Annotated in this window: 18 protein-coding genes; 5 read left to right on the top strand and 13 right to left on the bottom strand. The window is 60.5% G+C overall.

Annotation, left to right across the window (positions count from 1 at the left end; all coding sequences use genetic code 11):
• Nucleotides 1-104: 104 nt before the first annotated feature.
• Nucleotides 105-1,478, bottom strand: a complete 1,374-nt coding sequence (prsR, locus tag AAE484_RS02225; RefSeq protein WP_341936698.1) for a PEP-CTERM-box response regulator transcription factor — start codon at nt 1,476-1,478, stop codon at nt 105-107.
• Between the two features lie 20 nt (nt 1,479-1,498).
• Nucleotides 1,499-3,538, bottom strand: a complete 2,040-nt coding sequence (gene prsK / locus AAE484_RS02220) for an XrtA/PEP-CTERM system histidine kinase PrsK (RefSeq protein WP_341936697.1) — start codon at nt 3,536-3,538, stop codon at nt 1,499-1,501.
• Nucleotides 3,539-3,886: 348 nt separating this feature from the next.
• Between prsK and AAE484_RS02215 the strand changes: the two genes are divergently transcribed.
• Complete coding sequence (locus tag AAE484_RS02215) at nt 3,887-5,155, top strand: ammonium transporter (protein WP_341936696.1); 1,269 nt, start codon at nt 3,887-3,889, stop codon at nt 5,153-5,155.
• A gap of 179 nt (nt 5,156-5,334) precedes the next feature.
• A complete protein-coding gene (locus AAE484_RS02210) occupies nt 5,335-5,673 on the top strand; it encodes a P-II family nitrogen regulator (protein ID WP_024461944.1) in 339 nt (112 codons plus the stop codon).
• A 53-nt stretch (nt 5,674-5,726) separates the two neighbouring features.
• Here the strand turns inward: AAE484_RS02210 and AAE484_RS02205 are convergent, their stop codons facing one another.
• On the bottom strand, nt 5,727-6,065 hold the full coding sequence (locus tag AAE484_RS02205) for a hypothetical protein (protein WP_341936695.1): 339 nt from the start codon (nt 6,063-6,065) through the stop codon (nt 5,727-5,729).
• 280 nt (nt 6,066-6,345) lie between these two features.
• Between AAE484_RS02205 and AAE484_RS02200 the strand changes: the two genes are divergently transcribed.
• Nucleotides 6,346-6,639, top strand: coding sequence for a hypothetical protein (locus tag AAE484_RS02200; RefSeq protein ID WP_341936694.1), 294 nt, complete (start codon nt 6,346-6,348; stop codon nt 6,637-6,639).
• Nucleotides 6,640-6,731: 92 nt separating this feature from the next.
• Here the strand turns inward: AAE484_RS02200 and AAE484_RS02195 are convergent, their stop codons facing one another.
• From AAE484_RS02195 to AAE484_RS02150, 10 genes are all read right to left on the bottom strand, one after another.
• The gene (locus AAE484_RS02195) at nt 6,732-7,025 is read right to left on the bottom strand and encodes a hypothetical protein (RefSeq protein ID WP_341936693.1); all 294 of its coding nucleotides are present in this window, start codon (nt 7,023-7,025) and stop codon (nt 6,732-6,734) included.
• Nucleotides 7,026-7,049: 24 nt separating this feature from the next.
• Nucleotides 7,050-8,588, bottom strand: coding sequence for a methyl-accepting chemotaxis protein (locus AAE484_RS02190; protein ID WP_341936692.1), 1,539 nt, complete (start codon nt 8,586-8,588; stop codon nt 7,050-7,052).
• Nucleotides 8,589-8,820: 232 nt separating this feature from the next.
• Complete coding sequence (locus AAE484_RS02185) at nt 8,821-11,958, bottom strand: S8 family peptidase (RefSeq protein WP_341936691.1); 3,138 nt, start codon at nt 11,956-11,958, stop codon at nt 8,821-8,823.
• Between the two features lie 190 nt (nt 11,959-12,148).
• A complete protein-coding gene (locus tag AAE484_RS02180; protein ID WP_341936690.1) occupies nt 12,149-12,925 on the bottom strand; it encodes a ThuA domain-containing protein in 777 nt (258 codons plus the stop codon).
• Between the two features lie 285 nt (nt 12,926-13,210).
• Nucleotides 13,211-14,425, bottom strand: a complete 1,215-nt coding sequence (locus tag AAE484_RS02175; RefSeq protein ID WP_341936689.1) for a hypothetical protein — start codon at nt 14,423-14,425, stop codon at nt 13,211-13,213.
• 43 nt (nt 14,426-14,468) lie between these two features.
• Nucleotides 14,469-15,935, bottom strand: coding sequence for a 4-hydroxy-3-polyprenylbenzoate decarboxylase (gene ubiD, locus AAE484_RS02170; protein WP_341936688.1), 1,467 nt, complete (start codon nt 15,933-15,935; stop codon nt 14,469-14,471).
• Between the two features lie 143 nt (nt 15,936-16,078).
• On the bottom strand, nt 16,079-17,338 hold the full coding sequence (gene rho, locus AAE484_RS02165; RefSeq protein WP_341936687.1) for a transcription termination factor Rho: 1,260 nt from the start codon (nt 17,336-17,338) through the stop codon (nt 16,079-16,081).
• Nucleotides 17,339-17,870: 532 nt separating this feature from the next.
• The gene (gene trxA, locus AAE484_RS02160) at nt 17,871-18,200 is read right to left on the bottom strand and encodes a thioredoxin TrxA (RefSeq protein ID WP_341936686.1); all 330 of its coding nucleotides are present in this window, start codon (nt 18,198-18,200) and stop codon (nt 17,871-17,873) included.
• A 220-nt stretch (nt 18,201-18,420) separates the two neighbouring features.
• A complete protein-coding gene (locus tag AAE484_RS02155; RefSeq protein WP_341936685.1) occupies nt 18,421-20,103 on the bottom strand; it encodes a sensor histidine kinase in 1,683 nt (560 codons plus the stop codon).
• Nucleotides 20,104-20,127: 24 nt separating this feature from the next.
• The gene (locus AAE484_RS02150) at nt 20,128-20,919 is read right to left on the bottom strand and encodes a response regulator transcription factor (RefSeq protein ID WP_341936684.1); all 792 of its coding nucleotides are present in this window, start codon (nt 20,917-20,919) and stop codon (nt 20,128-20,130) included.
• A gap of 190 nt (nt 20,920-21,109) precedes the next feature.
• Between AAE484_RS02150 and AAE484_RS02145 the strand changes: the two genes are divergently transcribed.
• Both AAE484_RS02145 and AAE484_RS02140 read left to right on the top strand, forming a co-directional pair.
• Nucleotides 21,110-22,582, top strand: a complete 1,473-nt coding sequence (locus AAE484_RS02145; RefSeq protein ID WP_341936683.1) for a hypothetical protein — start codon at nt 21,110-21,112, stop codon at nt 22,580-22,582.
• On the top strand, nt 22,579-23,259 hold the full coding sequence (locus tag AAE484_RS02140) for a vWA domain-containing protein (protein ID WP_341936682.1): 681 nt from the start codon (nt 22,579-22,581) through the stop codon (nt 23,257-23,259). The genes AAE484_RS02145 and AAE484_RS02140 overlap by 4 nt, the downstream gene beginning before the upstream one ends.
• Nucleotides 23,260-23,301 lie beyond the last annotated feature (42 nt).

Raw genomic sequence — 23,301 nt, 5'->3', positions numbered from 1 at the left:
AGCGAGGTTTCTGTTGTGTGTTGGCGTCAGGTAAAATTACGCCGAAATATCTTTGCGATATTCATTGTTCATTCCTTTGGCTGTTGGCTTCTACGTTGCCTGGTTCATTCCGCTTTGGCATGACTCGCCAACGGGATGTCATGCTTCTTGATCAAGTCATAAAACGTCGGCCGCGTAATTCCCAGTAACTTCGCCGCCGCCGAGATGTTGTTGTCGGTCATGGCCACGGCTCGGAGGATGGCGTGGCGTTCGGCTTCCTGGCGGACCTGGCGCAGGTTGATGGACAGGTCTTCGCTGTCGGTTTCCAGCCCCAGGTCGTCTCGGGTGATGTGTTTGTTGTCGGCCATGATCACGGCGCGTTTGATCTTGTTCTCCATCTCCCGGATGTTGCCGGGCCAGGGGTAGCATTCGATGGCCTGGACCGCGTCGGGGGTGAAGCCCTTGATCTTCTGGTCGTGCTCTTTGGCAAACTTGAGCATGAAGTGGCGGGCCAGCAGGACCTTGTCCCCTTGCCGGGCTCTGAGGGGCGGGATGTCGACCACCATCTCGCAGATGCGGTAGTAGAGGTCTTCCCGGAAGCTGCCCTCTTTGACCATTTCCTGCAGGTTCTTGTTGGTGGCGCAGATGACCCGCACGTCCACCGGGATTTCTTCCCGGCCGCCGACCCGCTCGATGACCCGTTCCTGCAGGAAGCGTAACAGCTTGGATTGCAGGTTCAGCGGCATGTCGCCGATTTCGTCCAGGAAGAGAGTGCCTTCGTGGGCGGTTTCCACCTTGCCCAGGCTCTGCTTGCCGGCGCCGGTGAAGGAGCCTTTTTCGTGGCCGAACAGTTCGCTCTCGATCAGGTTCTCGGGCACGGCGGCGCAGTTGATGGCGATGAACCGGTTGTTGCGCCGGGGGCTCAGTTGGTGAATGGCGCGGGCCATGATCTCTTTGCCGGTGCCGCTCTCGCCCAGCAGGGTACAGGTGACGCTGGTGGGGGAGATTTTCTCCAGCATGCGGCAGATTTTGAGCATCTGGGGGTCGTTGGTGACCAGTCCTTCCAGCGGGGTCTGCTGCAGGCGGGAGAGGCGGCGGTTTTCTTCTTCCAGGTCAAAGATGTTGAAGGCGCGCTGGACGATCAGGTCCAGGGTCTGGGGTTCGACCGGTTTCTCGTAATAGTCGTAGGCACCCATGGCGATCGCACGAATGGCATTCTCGTGATCGGTCTTGCCGGTCATGACAATGATTTTGCTGCTGGGCGACATGCGGATGATGTCTTCAATGCACTTGAAGCCTTCATCTACTCCGTCCTGATCGGGCGGCAGCCCCAGGTCCTGAATGATGACCGAGGACTCGTGCAGGCGCAGCGCGGCAATGGCGTCCTGGCGGTTCTCGGCGAACACGGTTTCGTAGTCGTCAAAGTGCCAGCGCAGCTGACTCTGCAGGCCGCGGTCGTCTTCAATAATCAGTAGTGTGTGTTTGTTGTTTTTGCTCATGTCGCCTTCTTGCCTGAGCCCTAATCGATGGGTAACGTCACGGTAACGGTGGTGCCTTCACCTACGGCGCTGATGACATTGAGTGTGCCGTGTAACTCGTTGATGTATTCACGCGAGAGGTAAACGCCGATGCCCATTCCCTTGCCGGACTTGGTGGTCTCAAAGGGCTTGAACAGTCGATTGTGAATAAAGTCCCAATCCATACCGGCCCCGTTGTCTTCGATGGTGATCACCGCATCGTGGTTATCGCATCTGAGTGTAACATGAACCTCGCCGTCATCCGGAGTCGCTTCCAGGGCATTTTTAATAAAATGGGTGAAGGTCATCACCAGGCGAACTTCGTCTGCTTCAATGTACCGCTCACAGTCGTCAGTTTCAACGGTCAACGAGGGGTTTTGCCGCCAACATTCGGCGACGGCTTTTTTTACAACTTCGTCAATGTTGAGCCGGGTGACGAGATCTTTGCCATCGGTGCGGAGCTTTTTCAGCAGGTTGTTCATCCGGTCGACGGAGTTGCTGATGGTGTGGATGGCATCGTCAATGAACTCGGGGTTGTCTTTGTGTTTCTCCGCGTTGCGCACCACCAGGGCCTGTTGGGCGATCAGGTTGTTCAGGTCGTGAATGATGAAGGCCACCAGTTTGTTGTAGGTATCAAACTGCCGACCCTCGGCCAGTTGTTCCGCCTGCTGGTGACGTTTGAGGTAGCTGGCGAGCTGGCGCCCCATGGTTTTCAGAAGGTCCAGATCTTCCCAGGTCAGCGAGGCATCCGCCACGGGTTTGGTCAGCGCCATGAAGCCGATAAGTTCGTCGCCCACAATAAACGGAAACAGCAACCACAGGTCCGGAATGTTATAGGCCCAGGAGGGCAGGAATTCGTTGTACTGGCTCAGCGCCTGGTCCTCTCCTGAATCCGGGAAAAACACCCACTCCGATTGTAAAAAAGTCTGACAGAAGGCGCTGTCCACCGGTTCTTCGGGCAGGTCGATAAAGCTTGGCAGACCGGATTGATACACCGGCTCATAAAACCCCTGATTGCGAATCCAGATGGCGCCGCCGGGTGTTTTGGTGACCGAGGCCACCGCAAAAAAGGCCCGCTCGGTGGCCTCGCTGCTTTCGGCCGGTTGCGCCAGGTAATTGATCAGGCGCAGCCACTCGCTGCGGTAGTCGTACTTGTGCCGGAACAGGTGTTTGTTGATCAGCACCGACAACCGCGAGCGGATGGTGGTGGAGATGAACACGGTGGTGATCAACAGGATCGCGCCGATCAGCACAAAGCTGTAAATCACCGTACCCCAGTTGCCGCCGTACAGGCGCACGTAATAGCCGCCCAGGGCCAGCACGGTGATCAGCACCCCGACCGCAATCAGCGAGGTGGTATAGAAGGCGATGGGGCGCGACAGGGTGAGATTGGCCGGCCGGTCCGAGCGCTGCAGAAGCAGCAGGCCACCGAGGGTCATGAACAGGCAGGTGGCGATGGTCACTGCGGCCCGGGACTGCCAGAGCAGTGGGTCGATCTGCTGGAAAATCAGCGCGTGGGTAAACAGATAGATGTCGAACAGGAACAGCGCGGCCAGGTTCATGCACAGCAGTTTGATCTGCCGGTCATTGGTGGCGGCGTAGCGGAACAGCTGCTCGACACTGACCAGCCCGATTACCGCCATAGACAGGGTCAGCCAGGCCTCGACCGAAAATGACACTTCCAGAGTGGTGATACTGGTGATCAGGGCAAAGAGGGTGATCGGCCAGCCGAGCAGGAACAGTACGCGCAGGCTCTGGGGCAGGTCGGCCTGGGAGGACGACGACTTGAGCGTGAGGTAGATCGAGAGCGTCCAGATGGCGTAGTGCAGGCATTCGACAAAAAAGGCCCAGTCGTTGGCCGGCCAGGTATGGGTGATGCCCGCCACGATCACCAGCAGGTTCAGGGTATGGACGGCGGCGGCCGGGGCGAAGAGGGCGGTGTTCTGTTCTTTGAAGTATTGGTAGACGTACGTGATGGTCAGCAGTGCTGAAACCACTGCGGCGCTCACGTAAGCCATAAAGGTGACGTTGTCGTATTCCATGAATCAGGGTCCTGCCTGTTTTGAGTGAGCTTAACACACTGGTGGCGTCTCTTTACCTTCCTGGCAACCTTCCTCTTAACCCTCTTCTCAGCGCCGTGCCCTGGGTATTTTAAGGTGGAAAGGGGCGACAGCACCAGTAGGGTGCAATTTTGGTGCGCACCGGCGAGGTGCATGCACCACAATAGTGCCAAGTCGTCCAAATGAGCAAGGCTCTCCGTCGAATATCTTTTGTAACTTGTTGAAATAAATGGTTTTTATGTTGTTGGCCTGCTCTATGCACTGTCCAGGGTCAGGCCGGCAAATTTATCTGCTTTTTATTCACAAACCATAAAGACGGGGAAAAATGCAATGGAAGAAAATATTTTTCATTTGCAGTATGCGATCGACACGTTTTACTTTCTAGTGTGCGGGGCGCTGGTCATGTGGATGGCCGCGGGCTTCTCGATGCTGGAAGCGGGTCTGGTCCGCGCCAAAAACACGACTGAGATTTTGACCAAGAACGTCTCACTCTTTGCCATATCCTGCATCATGTACCTGGTGTGTGGTTATGCGATCATGTACGACGGCGGGATCTTCCTGTCCGGGATCCAGAACGTGGATGTCGCGTCGACTCTGAGCGACTTCTCGGAGCGTGAGGGCGGCTTTGAAGGCGGCTCGATCTACTCCGGCGCGTCTGACTTCTTCTTCCAGGTGGTCTTCGTGGCGACCGCCATGTCCATCATCTCCGGTGCGGTGGCCGAACGCATGAAGCTGTGGGCATTTCTTGCCTTCACAGTGGTTATGACCGGCTTCATCTATCCGATGGAAGGTGCCTGGACCTGGAACGGTGCCGACGTGTTTGGCCTGTACAACCTGGGCGAGCTGGGCTTCTCTGACTTCGCTGGCTCCGGCATCGTCCACATGGCGGGTGCTGCGGCGGCTCTGGCCGGTGTGCTCCTGCTGGGTGCCCGTAAAGGCAAATATGGCCCGAACGGTGAAGTGCGCGCGATTCCGGGTGCCAACCTGCCCCTGGCGACTCTGGGCATGTTCATCCTGTGGATGGGCTGGTTCGGTTTCAACGGCGGTTCGGTTCTGAAGCTGGGTGACATTGCCAATGCCAACTCGGTTGCCATGGTGTTCCTGAACACCAACGCCGCCGCTGCGGCCGGCCTGGTTGCCGCGCTGATTGTGGGCCGCATCCTGTTCGGCAAGGCCGACCTGACCATGGCGCTTAACGGTGCACTGGCCGGTCTGGTGGCGATCACCGCTGAACCTTCGACTCCCAGCGCGCTGGGCGCCAGCATCATCGGTGCGATCGGTGGCATCATTGTGGTCTTCTCCATTGTGGGTCTGGACAAGCTCAAGCTCGACGATCCGGTCGGTGCCATCTCGGTGCACGGTGTGGTCGGTCTGTGGGGCCTGTTGGCCGTACCTTTCACCAACGACGGTGTCACCTTTGTGGGCCAGATCATCGGCGCGTTGACCATCTTCGTCTGGGTATTCGTGGCCAGTCTGATTGTCTGGGGTATCCTCAAGGCGGTCATCGGCATCCGCGTGACCGAAGAGGAAGAGTACGAGGGTGTTGACCTGTCCGAATGTGGTATGGAAGCTTACCCGGAATTCGTCAGCTCACAATAAGTAGTTTCCCGGCCGGGGGCGTCGCCCCCGGATGTTCAAGCCACTCACTTGTCGGTGGCGGGTCCGGGCAGGAGGTGAAGTTAGCGGCGGTAACGTGTATCTTATGGGGTATGCCGCATCGCCCGCCAAACGCACCGGGTCAATCGTCAACCGATAAGTTGTTTTAAAAGGAACGCACAATGAAACTGATTACTGCTGTAGTAAAACCATTCAAGTTGGACGACGTGCGTACCGCACTGTCCGAAGTTGGGGTTCAGGGCATGACCGTCACCGAGGTCAAGGGTTTTGGCCGGCAGAAAGGCCATACCGAGCTGTATCGCGGTGCCGAGTATGTGGTGGACTTCCTGCCCAAGGTGAAAGTCGAGCTGGCCGTGGATGACTCCCTGGTAGAACAGGCGGTTGAGGCGATCACCAAGGCGGCTCAGACCGGTAAGATCGGCGACGGTAAGATCTTCATCACTCCGCTGGAGGAGATCATCCGTATCCGTACCGGCGAGACTGGCCCCGACGCCATCTAGGCCCGCTGTTTCGGCCGGTTTACCGGTCGCTCAGCACTGCGAAAAACCGGCGCTCATCGAGCGCCGGTTTTTTTTAGCAATTCCTCCACCTCCGGGCGGATCAGCCCGAGGTACTGCCGGTGGCGTGCGTACATGAACGCCGGTAGCACCACCAGCGCGATGATAGCGCCCGTTGCCACCCGCGGCAGCGACAGCGCCGGCCCCGCCACCAGCGCTATGAACAGGGACACCGCCGTCACCCAGATCAGGCTGATGACATTGCGCTTCCAATGCTCGAGCTTGCGCTCGCTGTTGTAGGCGCGATCGTGTGCCTCCAGCAGGATGGCCTCCTGGCGCTCGGCGGGCAGCTCCTTGAGCTCGGGGAAGTGGCGAAGCAGTAAAGCGGTATTCATAGTGATGACCCGGTTGGCGGTAGGTGTGGCAATTCTGTGAGACTTACGAGTGTAACAGCCCTCTGGATCTCCAAACGATCTGAGAGCGCCAGAGGCTAATAACCAAAATTTTACCCGCTTGGGCTGCTAAGGTAAAAACAGCCTAAAAATCGCCCAAAAATGTCATGACGTTGTGATGTCCTTGCGCTATAACTGTCGTGAAAGCGGGGGATTCCGGAGTCACGGGTTTGGCTCTCGTCGCCCGAGCCTGAACAACGGTTTTGGTATGAGAGGTGTCACTATGGCCAGTCAATATCCCATCACTGACGATGAAGTGGATGATGTTCTCGATGATGAGGAAGTGGCGGTCGAGGAGGAATCGGATGAAGCGGATTCCGATCTTGCGGCCTACAACCACAAAAAAGACCGGCTCGAGGACTTCAGTGTGGCCGCCCGTCAGCGGCTGCGGGATGAGCTGTCCCGGCAGATTGACGCCTTTCTGGCCCGGGGTGGCCACATCGACGAGATTCCATCGGCGCTGAACAGCACCCCCCCCAAGAAGCCGGTCTCCGACTACAGTGACCGTCTGATGTAATCTGTTTTCACCACAAACACCATTAAAAAAACCCCGGGTCAGCGTCTGCTGGCCCGGGGTTTTTTGATGGGGCGAGGGGACTCGGGTAGGTCTTAGCTGTTTCTGGACTTGAAGGTGCGGATGGCCTGGTTGAACGAATCGGCAAACTCCTCCAGCTCGGATATCGAGCGCCGCTTCTCGCCGCCACTCATCCGGGCACAGCCCAGGTACTCTTCCATGGCTTTCACATAGGCCTTCACTTCATTGTTGGCTTTTACCATTTGCGCGGTTTCGGCCGTGTTCGGATCCGGAATAGCCGGCTTTTCGCCCGGCTCGTCACAGGCCAGCGCGAGCGGCGCGCCGCCCAGAAGGAAGCAGATGCTGAAAAGGTGTAGTGTTTTTTTCATAAGCCATGTTCTCTCGTTCTTGGGTTATAGCTTGAAGCGGCCCACCAGGCTGGTGAGTTTCTCCGCCTGTTCCGCCAGACTGCTGGTGTTGGAATTGATGCGACTGGAGCTCTCGGCGGTGCTGATGGCCACCTGGGAGATGCTGTCGATGTTGCCTTCGATCTGCTTGGTCGCGCTGCTCTGCTCTTCGGAGGCCACTGCCACCTGATTGGTGCGATCGCGAATGACGCTCACCAGACCGGTGATGTCCTCCAGTGAGTTGGTGGCCTCACCGGCTTTCACGACCGAAGCCTCGGCCTGGGTGGTGCCCTCGGCCATCATGTTGACGGCCTCTTTTGCGCCCACCTGTAGGCGTTCGATCATTTCCTGAATTTCCGTGGTGGAGCTCTGGGTGCGCGAGGCGAGGGTACGCACCTCGTCGGCCACCACGGCAAAGCCGCGACCCTGCTCGCCGGCACGGGCCGCCTCGATGGCGGCGTTGAGGGCCAGCAGGTTGGTCTGTTCGGCCACCCCGCGGATCACATCCAGGACCGAGCCGATGCTGTCGGTCTCTTTGTTCAGACGGGCGATGACCTCGGAGGCGCGCCGGATTTCGGCGGCCAGGTTTTCAATCTGGCGGGTGGTCGCGTTCACCACCTCCTTGCCGTTGGCCGCCGCTTCGTCGGCCTGGGAGGATTTCTCGGCGGTTTCGCTGACGCTCTCGGTCACATCCTGTACGACGTTGGCCATCTGCTTGACCGCGACCACCACCTGTTCGATTTCTGCCTGCTGGTTGCGAATGGCGTTCTCGTTCTCGTTGGACAGCTGGGAGACCATGTGCGCGTTCTCGCTCACCTCCTGCGAGGTGTCGGCGACGCTGGAGATGATGCTGTGCAGCCGCTCGATGAAGGTGTTGAAACAGGTCGACAGCTCGGCAATCTCGTCGCTGCCCTCGACCGGCAGGCGGCGGGTCAGGTCGCCCTCGCCCTCGGAGATATCGCGCAGGGCGCGGACCACCCGGTTGACCGGCTTCACGATGCTGCCCTGGACCAGGTAGGCGACGGAGGCGGCCACCAGGCTGATGATGATCACCAGGATCACCGCGTCTCTGACCGCTGTGGCCACAATTTCATCCAGCTCCGAGAGGTTGACGCGCATGGAAATGGCGCCGATGCGGTTGCCGTCATCTTCAATGTCGGCGGTCATCACCACATCGCCGTCCAGCTCCACCATGCCGGGGCTGCGCGCCTGACGGGGAATGCCACTGGGAAAGGCATCGCTATTGGAGCCGCGTACGAACCAGGCAAAGGGTTCGCCGCCGCTGTAGATCACCGCATTGGTCACCCGCTCGCTCGCCTTCAGTGCTTCCAGCGAGGCGGTGACGGTGCCGGTGTCATCAAAGCTGATGGCTCCGATGTTGGAGGCGCCGAGTACCTGCGCCAGAGTGCGGGTATCCTCGAGAATGGTCTCCTCGGTCGTCGCGATGCCCGAGCGGACGGTGACGAACGTCGTGACGACGACGGCCAGGATGCAGGTGAGCGTGACGCTCAGCAGGATTTTCCATTTCAGAGATAGATTGTTCACGATGCCCCTCGTTTATAGGTATCAGCCGACGAATGCCCTGGGTCCGTTCAGAGTGTCGTGGCGGATTTATCTTCATTCTGCCACAAGCGCTCTGCCCGAACACGGGAAATACTAGATAAAAATGCCATAAAAATCAGAAAGTTGCCCTGTTTGGGATATAGCGCCCGACCTTCGGCTGAAAGTCGGGCACCCAAACGCGGGTTTTCGGGTCCCTGTCTGGGGTAGCGGCCGTTCAGGGCAGGTCTTGAGGAACTTGTCGTGTATTATCGGTTTCAGGCGCTTTGGGCGGCCGGATGGGGTAGCCTTGGGGGGCGGACTCGTCTGGGGTGGAATCCTCTTTCAGGGCATTGCTCTCGGTAAAACCGCCGATGATGCTGGCGACAAAATCCAGGTTGTCCCGGTCGCGCTCACCCACTTCAATGGGCTGGTCGCGGTCCTGGCTGGGGTAGGAGCCACATTGTTCACCGGACTGACAGATGAAGCCATCGGCGTCGACATCCGAGCCGGCGGTCAGGAGGTATTGACCCGGGTAGACCGCATCGAACACATATTGCGCCGTCCGCCCGTCCTCATCGGGCAGTGCCAGGGCCTGGTCCACCACCTCATCGGTATCGGGGTCGATCAACAGCACATACAGTATTGTCAGCTCGCCCTCGGTGGAGAGCTCGCCCACCTGCATATAGACCCGGAGCGTCAGGGACGTTTCGCCATCCACCAGGAAGGTGACATCGCCCTGGTAAAAGCCGTCGGACAGCCCCTCGCGCTCAATGTTGACTTGATAAGACCCAATACCGCTGCTGTCGACGGTCACCGGCTCCAGGCTGAGCCAGGCGGCATCGGTAGTGGAGGTAATGTTCTGCGGGTCGCTGCCGCCCTCATTGGTCAGCTCGATCAGGGCCTGCGCGGTGTTGCCCATGTTCAGGCGGGAGGGGGTGACCACGACGCGCGGCGGCCAGATCACTTCTTCGTCTTCGTTCGCCAACCGGTAGGCCGCGCCCACCGACAGCTCGGCATCAATCTGGCCCAGTCCCAGCTCGCTGGTCCGCTCACTGGTACCGGTCAGTTCGCCGGCGGCCAGCATCATGTCCACCTGGTCGGGGGTGAGGGCGGGGTGCACGGCTTTCATCAATGCCAGTACCCCGGAGACATGGGGTGCCGCCATGGAAGTGCCCTGGTAGGCGAAGCTGTAGCCGGGCTCAATGATCTCGCCGTCGCGCTGGGCAACGGTGCTGAAGATGCCGTCGGCCACGCCGTCGCCGTTGGCGTCCTCGCGCAATGAGCCGCCGGGCGCGACCAGATCCAGGGTCTCGCCGAAGTTGGAGTAGGGCGCGCGCTCGCCCCGGGCATTGGTGGCGCCCACCGACAGAACACCGGGGTAGCTGGCCGGGTAGAGGGGAGTGGTGCTGTTGTCGTTGCCGGAGGAGGCCACGAGGATCACGCCCTGCTCATCCCGCACCCGGGCATACAGGTCGGCCTCGAACCGGGAGAAGCCCGTGCCCCCCAGACTCATGTTGATGATGTCGGCCCGCCGCTGCGGTTGGGTGTTGCTGCGGTTCGATAGGCCGGCGGCGTAGCGCACACCTTCGATCACATCAAGGCTGGTGCCGCCACCCTCACCCAGCACCCGCACCGGCATCAGACGCGCGCCCCAGGACACGCCGGCGCCGCCAATGCCGTTGTCACTGTCGGCGGCAATGGTGCCCGCCACATGAGTGCCGTGCCAGCTGTCGGGGTTGATGCCATCGCTGTCGCCGGGGTCGCTCGGGTCGCTATCATTATCGATGAAGTCATAGCCCGAGCCCGGAATGAGCTGGTTCTGCAGATCGGGGTGTTCCAGCACCACGCCGGTGTCGAGGACCGCCACAATGGGCGTGTCACTCTCATTGGGCGTGTTGCCCACGCTGAGATCCCAGGCGCGCGGCAGATTGATCTGGCCGTAGTGCCACTGGCGGAAAAAGCGCGGGTCGTTGGGCTCGCGCTGAACGTAGCGCCGGTAGTTGGGCTCGGCGTACTCGACCGACGGATCCTGGCGCCGGGCCTTGATGGCGTGAATGGTCTGCAGTTTTTCAAAGGCGGCGGGGTTGCGCTGGCGCAGCACTTCCAGGGCGCGAGCGGGTGGGCCCCGGCGGGCCTGGCCCTGCAGTGGGGCGAGGGTTTCCCGGTGAATCCGGTGGTCATCACGGCCTGTGGTTTGAGTGGTGTTTTGAGAGGGGTTACGGGAAGACGCCGAGCGGTTTTTCACCAGCATCTCGCCGGGCACAAAGTCGCCGGTAATGTTCTGCGCCACGTTGGTCAAGGGCGGAGTCCCCTCGGGCAGCAGGCGCAGGACGTATTTGGAGATGCCGGCTTCGGCGCGCACGTTGAGAATGTAGTCTCCGGTTTCGGGGACGATGATCTCTTCGAACTCGCCGGTTCCGATGGCGCTGTCCAGCTCACTGGCACCGTCAAAGGCGAACAGATACAGGTCCAGGTCGCCGGCGGGCCGGGGCTGATCGGTGGAGGCACACAGGCCGTTGTGGCCGTCGTGGTTGACCACCTGCAGCTGAATCAGCTGCCCGGCCTGCAGATTGACCCGGTAGAAGTCGTCGGGGTTGGGGGACTCCCGAAAGCGCTCGAACAATTGCGTGACGCAATAGTCACCGGTGGGCACGGCCGAGGCGAAGCCGCTCAGGGTGGTCCGGTTGTTGATCGGCTGGCCGGTCTGGAAGTCACCGTTGGGCTCGGGTTCCGGAGCGCCGAACACGTCGCTCAGGGTCGAGTCGTTCAGGGTGTGGTCGAAGCTGGTCAGGGCGGCGGCGCTGATTTCGCCGCTGACCCGATAGACATCCGGCTCGAAGTCCACCTGGATGGTGCAGTCCGACTGGACGTTCTCCAGGGTGTAGGTGTTGCCCTCCAGGGTGCCGCCACAACCGCTGACCGAGGCCAGACGAAAGTCTTCGTCCGGCGCCAGGGTAAAGCTGGCCGTGTCCTCGATGGTGAGGGTTTCGAAGCTGGGGGTGATGGTGCCGTCGCCGTCGGTGCGGGTGCGCACCCGGTATTCTTCCAGCTCGAAGCGGGCGGTCACCGTGCAGTCCTCGGTGACCGGCTCGGTGGTGTAGGTGCGGTTGTTGAGTGTGCCGCCGCAGCCGCTGAGGCCGGCCAGCTCATAGCCGGGCTCGATGCTGAGGCGCAATTGCGCCTCGGTGTCGCGCTCCACCCGCTGGGTTGAGGGAGACAGCTGGCCGCCTTCGCCCGCCTCGGCCTCTACCGTCCGCCGGTTGTCGCCCCCGCTGTCGCAGGCGCTGATGACCAGCAGTAAGCAAGCGCTTACTACCAGTTTTGCGGGCCTGGACAGGGCTCTGACTGTGTGGGTGGCGAGGGGTGTCAGCATTGGATCCTCATTTTATCGTCAGCTGGTGCGAGTAGTGTGTTACAGCACACTAAGACACCGCTTGTGTGCGATTGTGCCTTGTGAGGATAGTATACGAACGGAAGCGCCGGGAGGTTGCCCGGAAACCGGGCGGGCGTTGAGGGCCGATGCCGGAGCCGCTCAGGGGCTCCGGTCACCGGTGGGGAGGTGCTTACTGTTTCAGGCCCTTGCCCGTGGCAGCCCACATCAGGCCCCCGTAGATGTGCTCCAGGAACAGCCGGTCTTCATAGGTGGCCGGAATGTGGCCCAGCGCGGTGTAAAAGGCGCGGCCGCCATCGTATTCGTGGTACCAGGCGATCGGCCGGAAGTCCATGTCCTGGCTCTCTTTGTCACCCCATTTGGCGTAGGTGTCAAAGGTGTCGCCGTCCACCGAGAGGATGTAGTTCAGGCTGTCGATGCGCTCGGTACCGAACTCGTAGAACTCATCGGTCCACCAGAAGTTGTCGGGCATACGCTCCAGGCCGGGAAACTTGCGATCGAGCACTTCGATCTCAGCGGTCTGGTTGCGCGGGTGGATGTGGAAGGTGCGCCCCACCATCTGGGTGTACCAGTCCCAGTCGTACTCGGTGTCCGCGGCGCTGTGAATGCCCACAAAACCCTTGCCGGACTGGACGAAACGCTCCATCGCGCCCTGCTGCTCGTCGGTCAGAATGTCGCCGGTGGTCAACAGAAAGACGATCACATCGTACTGCTCGAGGTTATCGTCATTGATCAGGCTCGAATCCTCGTGCCAGTCGATGGCAAATTCGTGTTTTTCCGCCATCGTGCGCATGGCGGCCACCCCTTCATTCACGGACTTGTGATGAAAGCCGTCCATTTTGGTGAAGAGCAGAACCTTGAATTGCGGTGTGGATTGAGCTTGAAGGCTGGTGTGAGCGAACAGGAAGCCGAGCAGGCAGGCGGCGGTAATCAGGTACTTTTTGAGCATTGCCGAATCTCCGGGTGTTGGGTTTTGGTTTATAGTTAGGTCGACTATTGTGCCTTGAGTCATGTCCCAAAGGGAAGCGTCGAATCTGCTTTAGGCGGATGCGCTTACAGCTTATCCGCCCTACAATTGCTCCGTGCCAAGGTCGCCCGTAGGGCGGATAAGCGTCAAGCGCATCCGCCACAACCCACGGCGCCATCCGTAGGGCGGATCGGTCCGACGCATCGGAGCGTCAAGCGCATCCGCCGAAACCCACGTAGGGTGGGCTCCGCCCACCACAAACGCGGCTCAACCCTCCCGCAACAACTCACTCTCAAGCGCCTTCGCCGGCCGCCCGAGGATGGACTCCGCCACCTCCCGCAGATCCTCAAGATCCACATCCCGCCGCTCGATCAGCTCGCGGGTCAGATCATCCAGGCTGCACTCGCCTTTGGTTGCCTCCCGAATCTCCCGATCCAATTGGTCAAACAACACCACGGCACGGGCGGTGGTGGCACCATTCGAGCGGCGTTTGATCAGGGTGTCGACCTCATCGCCCCAGTCGGCCAGCCCTTCCATCACTCGCTCGCGCCGCGACTCGGTCATCGCGCCGGCGCGGAACATCAGCTCGACCGCATAGAATTCGGCCAGACCTTCGTCGATCCAGTCGTGATTGCCTTTGCCGCTGATCCGGGTCACCACATGCACCAGTTCGTGTATCAGGGTGCTGGTGCCGTTCTCGCTCACCATGGGCCGGTCGGCGTGCAGGTACATGGCGTTGGGCCCCGAGAGGCCGCCGCGCCACATGGGGTCGCCGTGGCCGATGATGGCAATCTTGGGCGGAGTCGCGCCAAAGGCTTTTTCCATTTCCGGCCAGACGATGGTCGCCAGGGTGACGATGTCCATGCGCCGCAGGTCGCTGCCGCGCGGGGCGCTCACGGCCAGTCTTGTGTCGCCGAGTTTTTCCCGGCGGGTGCCCAGCTTGCCCGCGATCATCCAGCCGGTGGGGCGATCGAACCGGCGCTCGGGATTGTCGATGCGAAAGTGCCGGTCCTTGAGCTTTTTCCAGCCGGTGCTGACGCTGCTCCAGTGCTCGGGCAGGGTAAAGGTGAGATAGGCTTCGGCCCTGGCCCCGGGACGGGTGCGGACCCTTGCCGCGGGCACCACATCATCCCCGCGAAAAATGGCCCAGTCCCCGGTCATGCGGGCGTCATACCCGTCCGAGCGGCGCTGATGGGTGATTTTGGCGTGCAGGGTGAGGCGGGCGTCTTTTTCCGGCGGGTGCCAGATCGCCCGGTCGTCTTTGACCTCCAGCTCGCCGTTGGCTTCGATATTGGAGTAGCGCCCGGAGCCGATATCGAAATTCAGCCGTTTCAGCATCCCATTGTTTTCGCTTTCAATTACCACCTCGGCACGGTCTTCGTCCGGGTTCAGGGTTACGTGGTAATCGAGGCGGTAGACGGGTTTGTCGTCGGCAAGTGATGGAAGGGCGAGTAGCGCCAGGAAGGCCAAAGCATGTCTCAAAATCAAAATAGTCCCCCAATCCAAATGGTGGGCGGAGCCCACCCTACGGGATGTTCAATTCATCCCAGAGGTCATCAATGCGTTGTTTGACCGCCGGGTCCTGGGTAATGGGACTGCCCCACTCGCGGTTGGTTTCACCGGGCCACTTGTTGGTGGCGTCCATTCCCATTTTGGAACCCAGCCCGGAGACCGGCGAGGCGAAATCCAGGTAATCGATGGGGGTGTTGTCCACCAGGATGGTATCCCGGCTCGGGTCCATGCGGGTGGTCATGGCCCAGATCACATCGTTCCAGTCCCGGGCATTCACATCGGCGTCGGTGACGATCACAAATTTGGTGTACATGAACTGGCGCAGAAACGACCAGACGCCCATCATCACCCGCTTGGCGTGGCCGGGGTACTGTTTGTTCATGGTGACCACGGCCATGCGGTAGGAGCAGCCTTCGGGCGGCAGATAGAAGTCGACAATTTCCGGAAATTGTTTGCGCAGAATGGGCACAAACACCTGGTTCAGGGCTACGCCGAGAATGGCGGGTTCATCCGGCGGACGGCCGGTGTAGGTGCTGTGGTAAATCGGGTCTTTGCGGTGGGTGATGCGCTCGACGGTGAATACCGGGAACTGATCCACCTCGTTGTAGTAGCCGGTGTGATCGCCAAAGGGACCTTCGTCTGCCATGTCATCCGGCGCAATGTGTCCCTCGAGAATGAACTCGGCGGAGGCGGGCACCTGCAGGTCACTGCCAAGGCAGTTGACCACTTCGGTCTTGCTGCCGCGCAGCAGCCCGGCAAAGCCGTATTCGGACAGGGTGTCGGGCACCGGCGTGACCGCGCCCAGGATGGTCGCCGGATCGGCCCCCAGGGCAATGGCCACCGGAAAGGGCTCGCCCGGGTGACGCTTCTGCCAGTCGCGAAAATCCAGGGCGCCGCCCCGGTGGGCCAGCCAGCGCATGATCAGCCGGTTCTTGCCGATTTTCTGCATCCGGTAGATGCCCAGGTTCTGCCGTTCTTTTTCCGGTCCGCGTGTGACCACCAGCGGCCAGGTCACCAGAGGGCCGGCATCGCCGGGCCAGCAGGTCTGAATGGGCAGTCTGTCGAGATCCACCGCCTCGCCTTCGAGCACGGTGTTCTGGCAGGGCGCCTTGCGCACCACCTTGGGCCCCATGTTCAGGACCTGTTTGAAAATCGGCAGCTTGTCCCAGGCGTCTTTGAAACCCTTGGGCGGTTCGGGCTCTTTCAGAAAGGCGAGCAGTTTGCCCACTTCCCCCAGCGCTTCGACCGATTCCTCGCCCATGCCCAGCGCCACCCGTTCGGGCGTACCGAACAGATTGCCCAGCAGGGGAATGTCGTAACCTTTGGGATTTTCAAACAGCAGAGCCGGGCCACCGGCGCGCAGGGTGCGATCGCAGATTTCGGTGATTTCCAGATAGGGATCGACCTCGGCGGTGATGCGTTTGAGCTCACCGCGTTGTTCCAGCAGGTCGATAAAATCACGTAGATCGCGGTATTTCATATGGGGGCATTGTTTGTTGACGGTCGTTACGATGAGCGCATTTGCGGCGGATGCGCTTGACGCTTATCCGCCCTACGTAAACTCCGTGCTATTCGTAGGGCGGATAAGCTGTAAGCGCATCCGCCATAACCCAACGTGCAATTTTACTTGCGCTTCATCGACAAAAAGAACTCGTCGTTGGTTTTGAAATCCTTCAACTTGTCCACCAGGAATTCGGTGGCGGAAACATCTTCCATATCGTTCAACAGACGACGCAGAATCCAGGAGCGCTGCATTTCGTCCTCGGTCATCAGCAGGTCTTCGCGACGGGTGCCGGAGCGACGCACGTTGATGGCCGGGTAAATACGCTTCTCGGCGATTTTGCGATCAAGGTGCAGTTCCAGGTTACCGGTGCCCTTGAATTCTTCGTAGATGACTTCGTCCATCTTGGAGCCGGTATCCACCAGCGCCGTGGCGACAATGGTCAGGCTGCCGCCTTCTTCAATGTTGCGCGCCGCGCCGAAGAAACGCTTGGGGCGCTCCAGGGCGTGGGCGTCCACACCACCGGTCAGTACCTTGCCGGAGGAGGGGATGACGGTGTTGTAAGCGCGTGCCAGTCGGGTAATGGAGTCGAGCAGGATGATCACATCCTTCTTGTGCTCTACCAGACGCTTGGCCCGTTCGATCACCATGTCGGCGACCTGTACGTGACGTGCGGGCGGCTCATCAAAGGTGGAAGCAACCACTTCGCCGCGCACGGAGCGCTGCATTTCGGTCACTTCTTCCGGGCGCTCATCGATCAGCAGCACGATCATGTGGCATTCGGGATTGTTGCGGGTGATGGCCTGGGCAATGCCCTGCATCATCAGTGTTTTACCGGCCTTGGGCGGTGCCACAATCAGACCGCGCTGGCCCTTACCAATGGGAGAGACCAGGTCGATGATACGCGGGGTCAGATCCTCGGTCGCACCGTTACCGGCTTCCAGGCGCAGGCGCTCGTCGGGGAACAGGGGCGTGAGGTTTTCAAACAGAATTTTGTGGCGGGAGCTTTCGGGTTTGTCGAAGTTGATCTCGTTGACCTTGAGCAGGGCGAAGTAGCGTTCGCCTTCCTTCGGGGGTCGGATCTTGCCCGCAATGGTGTCACCGGTGCGCAGGTTGAAGCGCCGGATCTGGCTGGGGGAGACGTAGATGTCGTCTGGCCCCGCCAGGTATGAACTGTCGGCCGAGCGCAAAAAGCCAAAGCCGTCTTGAAGGATTTCCAGGACCCCGTCGCCGTAGATATCTTCGCCGCTCTTGGCGTGGCGTTTCAGGATGTTGAAGATGATGTCCTGCTTGCGCGAGCGGGCCATGCTGTCGAGCCCCATTTCGCGCGCGATGCTGATCAGTTCTTCAATGGGTTTGGTTTTCAGATCGGTTAAGTTCATACAGTGTGACTTTTGTGATTGGTTGGTTGTGAATGGTTTGTTTGACTGGTGTTAATGAATGGCTAAACAGATTCATTGAGTGACGGCCGGGTGGCGCTGGTCAGTCCGTGCGCATGGGCGCTTCGGGATTGCCTCGGTCATACCGTAATACTACGGCTCGTCATCTACTGCCGGCGCGAATTTGTGACTGTTGTGCGCGCTCGGGGTTCGGTACCGCAGATCGCTTTTAGTTCCATTTACAGCGCGTCAAGGCCAAACTGATTGGGGCCTTGCGAAGCCGGAGCAGGAAATACAAGCGGGAATTTAGCGGAAATCATCAGGTGTTTCAGTTGACTTCCCTTTGCTCGCCCTTCGATCTGGCTGGCCCATCGATCCTGGTGACTGGATGGTATTCAGGAGCTGAATCAGGGTAGGGCAAACATTGGATTAGCGGAGTATAGCGGTAAAAGTCGGCTTGTGCAAAGTCACCGCGGAAAATCCGCCGGGAATGCCCAGACGCCGCCCTGGGGGCGGCATCTGGCGGGTGCGTCGGTTATACCGCCGCGTCGATGAACTCGACCAGCTGGGCCTTGGACAGGGCGCCCACTTTGGTGGAGTCGGGCTCGCCGTTCTTGAAAATGATCAGGGTCGGGATACCACGGATGTTGAACTTGCCGGGGATTTCCTTGTTGGCGTCGACATCGACCTTGGCGATCTTGATCTTGTCACCGTAGGTGCCGGCCAGCTCGTCCAGGATGGGAGCGATCATTTTGCAGGGGCCGCACCAGGCTGCCCAGAAGTCGACCAGTACCGGCTTGTCGGCTTTCAGTACTTCGGCTTCAAAGTTGTCGTCGGTGACGTGCACAATTGCATCGCTACTCATAGTTCTGTTTCTCCAAACCTGGATATGTGGGTTAAGCGGGGCCCGAGGCTCTCTGGCAATGGCCGGGCCGGGATCGCCAAGATTGACTGCCAGCATAATAAGGATTGCAGTGCTGGCAGGCAAGGGGCAAAAACCAATGGCGCCCATAAAGCGGGACAATACCGCTCTGGACGCTGGTAGCCGCCATTAATCACTCATGTGGGGGTGGTGGGGCGGTTTTTCAACCGTTGCGGTACTCTTCCAGCCCCTCAAAGGGCCGGTTGAGGTCCTCCACCCGGGGCGCCAGCGCGTCCAGGTCCTGCTCGTCGCTGTCCAGGCGGGCATCGGCGGTGGGCAGGGTGACATCGAAACAGACCCCGCCCACATCCAGCGGAATGAAGGTCAGTTTACCGCCCTTGCGCCGGGGCTGGATTTCCAGGGCCCAGCGGGGGGTGGCCGGGTTGTCCGGGTCCAGCACGGTCTCCCGGGGGCCTTTGGGGTCGCAATCGAGCCCCTGAGTGACCTGACTGTGGGCGGGGGTGATCTCCACCCGGGTGATCGGGCTGTCAAAGTCCCATTCAAGCTGGGCCTCGGTGCCGGAGTCGTCGGTTCGGGTGTTGTCATCGGCGCTGGCCGGTTCGGCGCGCTCGCATCGCGGCTCGCCCTCCGGGCCCAGGGTGACCCGGACCACCTGGGTGACGACCTCGCCATTGGCCAGTGCGGTGCGCAGCGAGTAAAAGGCGGGCTCATTCTCCACATTCTGTACGCTGATCTGCCCCTCATAGCCCTTGACGATCTCCTGCACGAAGAACAGGCCCAGCCCCTTGCCGTGGTGCTCGCGCGCTCGGCGGGTGGAATATCCGAGCTGAAAGATCTGGTCCATCTTCGCCGGTTCGATGCGCGGACCCCGGTTGTACACGGCCAGATGGATATAGCCCTGCTGCTGGCTCAGAGTGAGCGCCACCCGGTGGTGCTTCTGCTTGGGCTTCTTGCGGGTGAAGAACTGGGCGTTCTTGAGCAGATTTTCCAGCAGCAGCACAAAGTGGTTTTCGTTGCCCAGCAGGGTATCGGTGGGGTCCAGATAGGCGCGGAACTGGGCGTCGTCCTCCAGGGCGATACGCTCGGGTTGGGTGGTGTCCAGCTCCTCCAGCTCGGAGGGGGAGTTCTGCAGCAGCGGGGCCAGCGCTCGCAGGGCCGCGCGGCGCGGCGAGTAATCCGGCCGGTGGGGCAGGGCCTCGGACTCGCTGTCGTTGAGCAGCAGCTGGTAGTAGTGCTCTTCGCACTCGCACAGCTGGTTGCCGATGTGCAGCGCGATGTTGTCGGTAGTGGACAGATCGAGCAGATCCCACAGATAGCGCATGGCGGTCTGGGCGTCCCGGTATTGGGCGCGGGTAGCGTAGTTCAACGACTCGGGGTCGGCCAGAGCGCCCTGCAGCGCGGTCTGCACCTTGTCAAAACAGATCACGCCGTTGTGGCGCACTTCGGCGGCAATGCTTTTGAAGTGCAAAAACTTCTCGTCGTACTCGATGTACTCGAGCAGCTTCTCGCTGATGAACAGTTTGAGTTTGTCGGCGTGGCCGGCATAGGTGTGGGCCTTGAGTTGCAGCTGTTTTTTGCTCTGCCACAGCTGGGTGATCTCGGCGCTCATGCGCTTGATGTCCCGGTCGAAGGCGTGCCGGGCGCGATCGTGCCGGTAGATGTCCAGCAGCAGTAACAGGCAGAAGCCGATCAGTGCCCCCACTTTTACCTCGAGTTGCTGCATCAGCGGATAGAAGGCGCTGGCCTCCAGGTTCAGTCCATAGGGGGTGAGCAGCTCCGGGTGGCTCGCCAGCAGAAAACCGATGGCCAGCAGCAGGGCGGCCAGGGCGCTGAACCAGGGGAAGCTGACGCGTCGGGGGCGGATGATTTTCGGTTCGCGGTTCACGCTCACTCCTTCTTCTTATGTCGATCAGCGGTCGCTGACCGGTTTCCAGCAGTAGGCGCCCTGTTCGCCAAAGGTCACAATGCCCTGGCCCTCCTGGCACAGCGCCATGAAATGCCCCTGGCCACCCTCGGCCTGCTCGAAAGCCGCGCGCAGGGTCCGGATGTGCTGGCGGTAGTTGGCGTAGGAAAAGCGCTCCGGGTCGGCCTCCAGATAATCGGCAATCTGCAGGGTGGACAGGGGCCGGGGCGAGGCTTCCACCAGAAAACGCAGGATCTTGCGCGGTGTGGGCGCCAGCGGCCGCTTGGCGTTGGTGGGGTTCATCAGTCGTTGCCCGCGCCAGTACACCTCCCAGGTGAGGGTGTCGATGGTCAGCGGACCGCTGGTGAGCTTGTCTTCGGCCTTGCCCTTGACCTGCTGTTGGCGCAGCGCGGCTTTGATGCGCCAGCAGAGCACCTCTTCCACGTTGCGCTGATGCTTGGCGATAAAGTCGCGCAGCCCGCCCTGTTCAAAGGCGGTCTGTTCAATGTCGGTGCCGCTGTATTCGGACAGGTAGACGATGGGCACCTCGGGCCATTTGCGCTGCAGGGCGCGGGAGACGGAAAAGCCGGCGCCGTCGCGCCCGTTCATGTGGGCGTCGAGCAGGGCGATGTCGGGCGCCTTGTCGTCGGGGCTCTGTTTGATGTGCTGGCAGGCGGCCTCGGCAAAACGGAACACCTGCACGCGCGTGGGCCGACCGTCAAAGTCGGCTTCCGCGAGCACCGGCTCGAATTTTTCAATCCAGTGCGATTGGTCCTCTACCCATAGAATGTCGGCCATAGGGTTCTCGTAGGGTGGGCTCCGCCCACCATTTTTCGGGCTTGGATCAGTGTAGCATTCGCTGCCATTCACAACGTGATCCGGGTCACTGTTTGCCAACTCACAGATTTTTCACCGGCGTTCGCCACACTCTCCGGTAATCCAGTGCGATACCAGCACTGGTTATCTCATTCAACCGGAGGACAACCTCATGATGACACAACTACTGACCATCTGGTCGGACTCGCCCGCGCTCTCGTTGGCGATCTGGCTGGCCATACTGGTGATCGTACTCTATCTGGGACGCAGCCATGCGCACCAACTGTTCCGCGCCACCGGCCGGGCGATTCACGGCAGCATGCGGCTCGCGTCGCGCAGTATCAGTCAGCTCGAACAGCGGCTGAGCGCGCGCAATCGCGATGTGCTGCTCGCCATGGGCCGGCGCGAGGTGGAAGAAGCCATCGAGCGCGACTTCAATCGCGTGTACGACATCATGGAGCGGGATCTTAGTCGCTACCCGAAACTGCATCGACGCATTGCCGACGCGATTGAGAAAATCGAGGAGGATTACCAAGAGGCCAGTGACACGCCGCCGCTGCCGCCCGCCTGGTCGGAGGTGGTGGAGACGGTCTCCGCGCTGCCCGGCAGCAGCGATCCGGCGGTGCACAAGGTGCTGGACAATATCCGCGAGGTGATTGAAGACGCGCACCGCGAGACGGTCAAGCTGTACCAGAAAAGCAGCCGCGACCGGCATCGTGTGCTGGCGGGGATGCAGCCCCAGTGGCGCGCGCTCGACCAGAACATGGGCAAAGTGAAACAGACCATTGATGGGCTCGAAGAGCGCAGCCAGACGATCGACAAACAGATGCAGGAGTACGCCAGCATCCGTGCCGGTGAAGAGCAGGCCCTGAACTCGCTGACCGCCTCGTCGTTGACGCAGTTTCTGATCGCCGGGCTGGTCTTGTTTGTGGCGCTGCTGGGCGGACTGATCAACTTTCATCTGATTGCCATGCCCATGTCGGAAATGGTGGGCGGCACCAGTTATATCGGTTCCATGCGCACCTCGGATATCGCCGCGCTGGTGATCATTCTGGTGGAAGTGGCCATGGGGGTGTTCCTGCTCGAATCACTGCGTATTACGCACCTCTTCCCCATGATCGGCCGCATGGACGACAGGATGCGCCGGCGGATGATGATCGCCAGCCTGACCATTCTGACCTTATTGGCCAGCATCGAAGCCTCTCTGGCCTATATGCGCGACCTGCTGGCGCTCGATCGCGAAGCGCTCAATCAGACCCTGGCGGGCACCGCCGTGGTGGAAGCCCAGTTCCGCTGGATTCCCTCCATCGGTCAGATGATGCTGGGCTTCATTCTGCCCTTTGCCCTGGCGTTTGTGGCGATTCCGCTGGAGTCGTTCATTCATTCGCTGCGCACCGTCCTGGGCCTGATAACGCTGGGCCTGCTGCGCGCGCTGCGATTGGTGGTGCGGATGGTCGGCGGCTTTGCCAATCATCTGAGCAAGATGCTGGTGCACTTCTACGACATGCTGATTGTGGTGCCGCTCGGAATCGAGCAACTGGTACGCAACCACAGCGGCAAGTCCAAACCTGAAAAGCCCGAGGCGGAGTCGGTTCCCTGGGACGATGACGAGCTCGTGGGTAAAAGCGCGGAGGTGAAATCATGAAACGCTTTCTGTCCCGACTGCGCGTGAAAGCTCTGACGGTCTTGCTGCTGTCGGTCGGTCTTCTGGTGGCCTGCAGTGACGCGGGCCGACCGGACAACCGGGCGGTCTATCTGCTGCTGGACACCTCGGGCACTTACACCGAGGAGCTGGAAAAGGCACAGTCGATCATTGCCTATTTACTGGGCGCGCTACAGAGCGGCGACTCCATCGCCGTGGCGCGCATCGACAGCGGCAGCTTCACCGAGAAAAATCTGATCGCCAAGGTCACCTTCGATGACCGGCCCAGCACCGCCAACAGTCAGAAGCGTGCGTTCAAGCAGACCGTGGATGAGGCCATCGGCAATATCAAGCGCGGCAGCGCCCACACCGATATCACCGGGGGCGTGATCCAGGCGCACGACTACCTGACCGAAACCGGCGCCGGGCAGCGCTACCTGTTCGTGTTTTCCGATCTGGAGGAAGATCTGCAGGCCGGGCATATTCGCGACTTCCCCATCGAGATGAACGGGGTCAATGTCGTGGCCATCAATGTCACCAAGCTGCGGGGTGACAATATCGACCCGCGCGAGTACGCCGAGCGTCTGGACAACTGGCAGGCGCGGGTCGAGCAGGGCGGCGGCAGCTGGCGGGTGGTCAACGACCTGGAGCGGTTGAACCGCCTGATCGAAGTGCGTTGAGTGAATGCCCGCTGCTATCGGCCGGAGGACGTCAAGCCTAAG

Origin of the sequence: Marinimicrobium sp. C2-29, from assembly GCF_038419845.1 — a bacterium.
Classification (GTDB): Bacteria; Pseudomonadota; Gammaproteobacteria; order Pseudomonadales; family Cellvibrionaceae; genus Marinimicrobium.
The sequence above is the reverse complement of the archived record's forward strand: the minus strand, read 5'-3'. Positions and strand labels throughout refer to the sequence as shown.